Annotated in this window: 2 tRNA genes and 2 rRNA genes; all 4 read right to left on the bottom strand. The window is 51.5% G+C overall.

What is annotated here, in order from left to right:
* A 23S ribosomal RNA gene (locus LX59_RS15500) occupies positions 1-2,713 on the bottom strand; the annotation flags it as partial.
* Between the two features lie 247 nt (positions 2,714-2,960).
* Positions 2,961-3,036: transfer RNA gene (locus LX59_RS15495), tRNA-Ala, on the bottom strand.
* Positions 3,037-3,068: 32 nt separating this feature from the next.
* A tRNA-Ile gene (locus LX59_RS15490) sits at positions 3,069-3,145 on the bottom strand.
* Between the two features lie 62 nt (positions 3,146-3,207).
* Positions 3,208-4,032 (bottom strand): 16S ribosomal RNA (locus tag LX59_RS15485); the annotation flags it as partial.

Raw genomic sequence — 4,032 nt, 5'->3', positions numbered from 1 at the left:
TAGCTACCCGGCAGTGCCACTGGCGTGACAACCGGAACACCAGAGGTTCGTCCAACCCGGTCCTCTCGTACTAAGGTCAGCCCCTCTCAAATCTCAAACGTCCACGGCAGATAGGGACCGAACTGTCTCACGACGTTCTAAACCCAGCTCGCGTACCACTTTAAATGGCGAACAGCCATACCCTTGGGACCGGCTTCAGCCCCAGGATGTGATGAGCCGACATCGAGGTGCCAAACACCGCCGTCGATATGAACTCTTGGGCGGTATCAGCCTGTTATCCCCGGAGTACCTTTTATCCGTTGAGCGATGGCCCTTCCATACAGAACCACCGGATCACTAAGACCTACTTTCGTACCTGCTCGACGAGTATGTCTCGCAGTCAAGCGCGCTTTTGCCTTTATACTCTACGACCGATTTCCGACCGGTCTGAGCGCACCTTCGTACTCCTCCGTTACTCTTTGGGAGGAGACCGCCCCAGTCAAACTGCCCACCATACACTGTCCTCGATCCGGATAACGGATCAGAGTTAGAACCTCAAACATACCAGGGTGGTATTTCAAGGATGGCTCCATAAGAACTGGCGTTCCTACTTCAAAGCCTCCCACCTATCCTACACAAGCAGGTTCAAAGTCCAGTGCAAAGCTACAGTAAAGGTTCACGGGGTCTTTCCGTCTAGCCGCGGATACACTGCATCTTCACAGCGATTTCAATTTCACTGAGTCTCGGGTGGAGACAGCGCCGCCATCATTACGCCATTCGTGCAGGTCGGAACTTACCCGACAAGGAATTTCGCTACCTTAGGACCGTTATAGTTACGGCCGCCGTTTACCGGGGCTTCGATCAAGAGCTTCGCTTGCGCTAACCCCATCAATTAACCTTCCGGCACCGGGCAGGCGTCACACCCTATACGTCCACTTTCGTGTTTGCAGAGTGCTGTGTTTTTAATAAACAGTTGCAGCGGCCTGGTATCTTCGACCGGCATGGGCTTACGCAGTAAATGCTTGACCCTCACCGGCGCACCTTCTCCCGAAGTTACGGTGCCATTTTGCCTAGTTCCTTCACCCGAGTTCTCTCAAGCGCCTTGGTATTCTCTACCCGACCACCTGTGTCGGTTTGGGGTACGGTTCCTAATTACCTGAAGCTTAGAGGCTTTTCTTGGAAGCATGGTATCAACCACTTCACGTTCTAAAAGAACGCTCGTCATCAGTTCTCGACTTTGAACATCCGGATTTGCCTAGATATTCGGTCTACCACCTTAAACACGGACAACCAACGCCGTGCTGGCCTAACCTTCTCCGTCCCCCCATCGCAGTAATTAGAAGTACAGGAATATTGACCTGTTTCCCATCGACTACGCATTTCTGCCTCGCCTTAGGGGCCGACTCACCCTGCGTCGATTAACGTTGCGCAGGAACCCTTGGTCTTTCGGCGTGGATGTTTTTCACATCCATTATCGTTACTCATGTCAGCATTCGCACTTCTGATACCTCCAGCAAGCTTTACAACTTACCTTCACAGGCGTACAGAACGCTCCTCTACCGCTCATCCAAAGGATGAACCCGTAGCTTCGGTGTATGGTTTGAGCCCCGTTACATCTTCCGCGCAGGCCGACTCGACTAGTGAGCTATTACGCTTTCTTTAAAGGGTGGCTGCTTCTAAGCCAACCTCCTAGCTGTCTAAGCCTTCCCACATCGTTTCCCACTTAACCATAACTTTGGGACCTTAGCTGACGGTCTGGGTTGTTTCCCTTTTCACGACGGACGTTAGCACCCGCCGTGTGTCTCCCATGCTTGCACTTCTGGGTATTCGGAGTTTGCATCGGTTTGGTAAGTCGGGATGACCCCCTAGCCGAAACAGTGCTCTACCCCCCAGAGTGATACATGAGGCGCTACCTAAATAGCTTTCGAGGAGAACCAGCTATCTCCGAGCTTGATTAGCCTTTCACTCCGATCCACAAGTCATCCGCTACCTTTTCAACGGGAGTCGGTTCGGTCCTCCAGTCAGTGTTACCTAACCTTCAACCTGCTCATGGATAGATCGCCCGGTTTCGGGTCTATTCCCAGCGACTTGACGCCCTATTAAGACTCGCTTTCGCTACGCCTCCCCTAAACGGTTAAGCTTGCCACTGAAAATAAGTCGCTGACCCATTATACAAAAGGTACGCAGTCACAGAACAAAGTCTGCTCCCACTGCTTGTACGCATACGGTTTCAGGTTCTATTTCACTCCCCTCTCCGGGGTTCTTTTCGCCTTTCCCTCACGGTACTGGTTCACTATCGGTCAGTCAGTAGTATTTAGCCTTGGAGGATGGTCCCCCCATATTCAGACAAGGTTTCTCGTGCCCCGTCCTACTCGATTTCACGTCAAAGAACCTTTCACATACGGGGCTATCACCCGCTATGGCCACCCTTTCCAGAGTGTTCTGTTAGATTCAAAGAAGCTTAAGGGCTAATCCCCGTTCGCTCGCCACTACTTAGGGAATCTCGGTTGATTTCTGTTCCTCAGGGTACTTAGATGTTTCAGTTCCCCTGGTTCGCCTCTTATGCCTATGTATTCAGCATAAGATACTCATCTTATGATGAGTGGGTTTCCCCATTCAGAGATCTCCGGGTCAAAGGTTGTTTGCCACCTCACCGAAGCTTATCGCAGGCTACCACGTCTTTCATCGCCTCTGACTGCCAAGGCATCCACCGTATGCGCTTATTCACTTGACCATATAACCCCAAGCAATCTTTGAAGATTACCTGAGTGATCGTGAATACGACATTCGCCGAAAATGTGCGCTTGAACGTACATTTACCTTGATCTAATCAATTTCCAGTGAAAGAAATTAATTAGCTGTTGCTTCTATCACTTAATCTGAATTGTTAAAGAGCGACTGATCAAAGATCAGAAATCAATGCTTAATATTACTAAGCTAGATTAGCTTAGATAAGCACTCAGTTCTGGGCTTTGGGGAGATGGTGGAGCCAAGGAGGATCGAACTCCTGACCTCCTGCGTGCAAAGCAGGCGCTCTCCCAGCTGAGCTATGGCCCCATATGTCAACCGGCCTTACGCCCCGCGACAATTGGTGGGTCTGGGCAGATTCGAACTGCCGACCTCACCCTTATCAGGGGTGCGCTCTAACCAACTGAGCTACAGACCCAATCGCCTTCGCAAATAAACCAAGCAATTCGTGTGGGGACTTATGATAAGTGGCGAATCGATTAAGGAGGTGATCCAGCCGCAGGTTCCCCTACGGCTACCTTGTTACGACTTCACCCCAGTCATGAATCACTCCGTGGTAACCGTCCCCCCTAAGGTTAGACTAGCTACTTCTGGAGCAACCCACTCCCATGGTGTGACGGGCGGTGTGTACAAGGCCCGGGAACGTATTCACCGTGACGTTCTGATTCACGATTACTAGCGATTCCGACTTCACGCAGTCGAGTTGCAGACTGCGATCCGGACTACGATCGGTTTTGTGAGATTAGCTCCACCTCGCGGCTTGGCAACCCTCTGTACCGACCATTGTAGCACGTGTGTAGCCCTGGCCGTAAGGGCCATGATGACTTGACGTCATCCCCACCTTCCTCCGGTTTGTCACCGGCAGTCTCCTTAGAGTGCCCACCATAATGTGCTGGTAACTAAGGACAAGGGTTGCGCTCGTTACGGGACTTAACCCAACATCTCACGACACGAGCTGACGACAGCCATGCAGCACCTGTGTCAGAGTTCCCGAAGGCACCAATCTATCTCTAGAAAGTTCTCTGCATGTCAAGGCCAGGTAAGGTTCTTCGCGTTGCTTCGAATTAAACCACATGCTCCACCGCTTGTGCGGGCCCCCGTCAATTCATTTGAGTTTTAACCTTGCGGCCGTACTCCCCAGGCGGTCAACTTAATGCGTTAGCTGCGCCACTAAAATCTCAAGGATTCCAACGGCTAGTTGACATCGTTTACGGCGTGGACTACCAGGGTATCTAATCCTGTTTGCTCCCCACGCTTTCGCACCTCAGTGTCAGTATCAGTCCAGGTGGTCGCCTTCGCCACTGG

The organism is Azomonas agilis (assembly GCF_007830255.1).
GTDB lineage: Bacteria > Pseudomonadota > Gammaproteobacteria > Pseudomonadales > Pseudomonadaceae > Azomonas > Azomonas agilis.
This window is presented reverse-complemented; position numbering and strand designations above follow the sequence as displayed.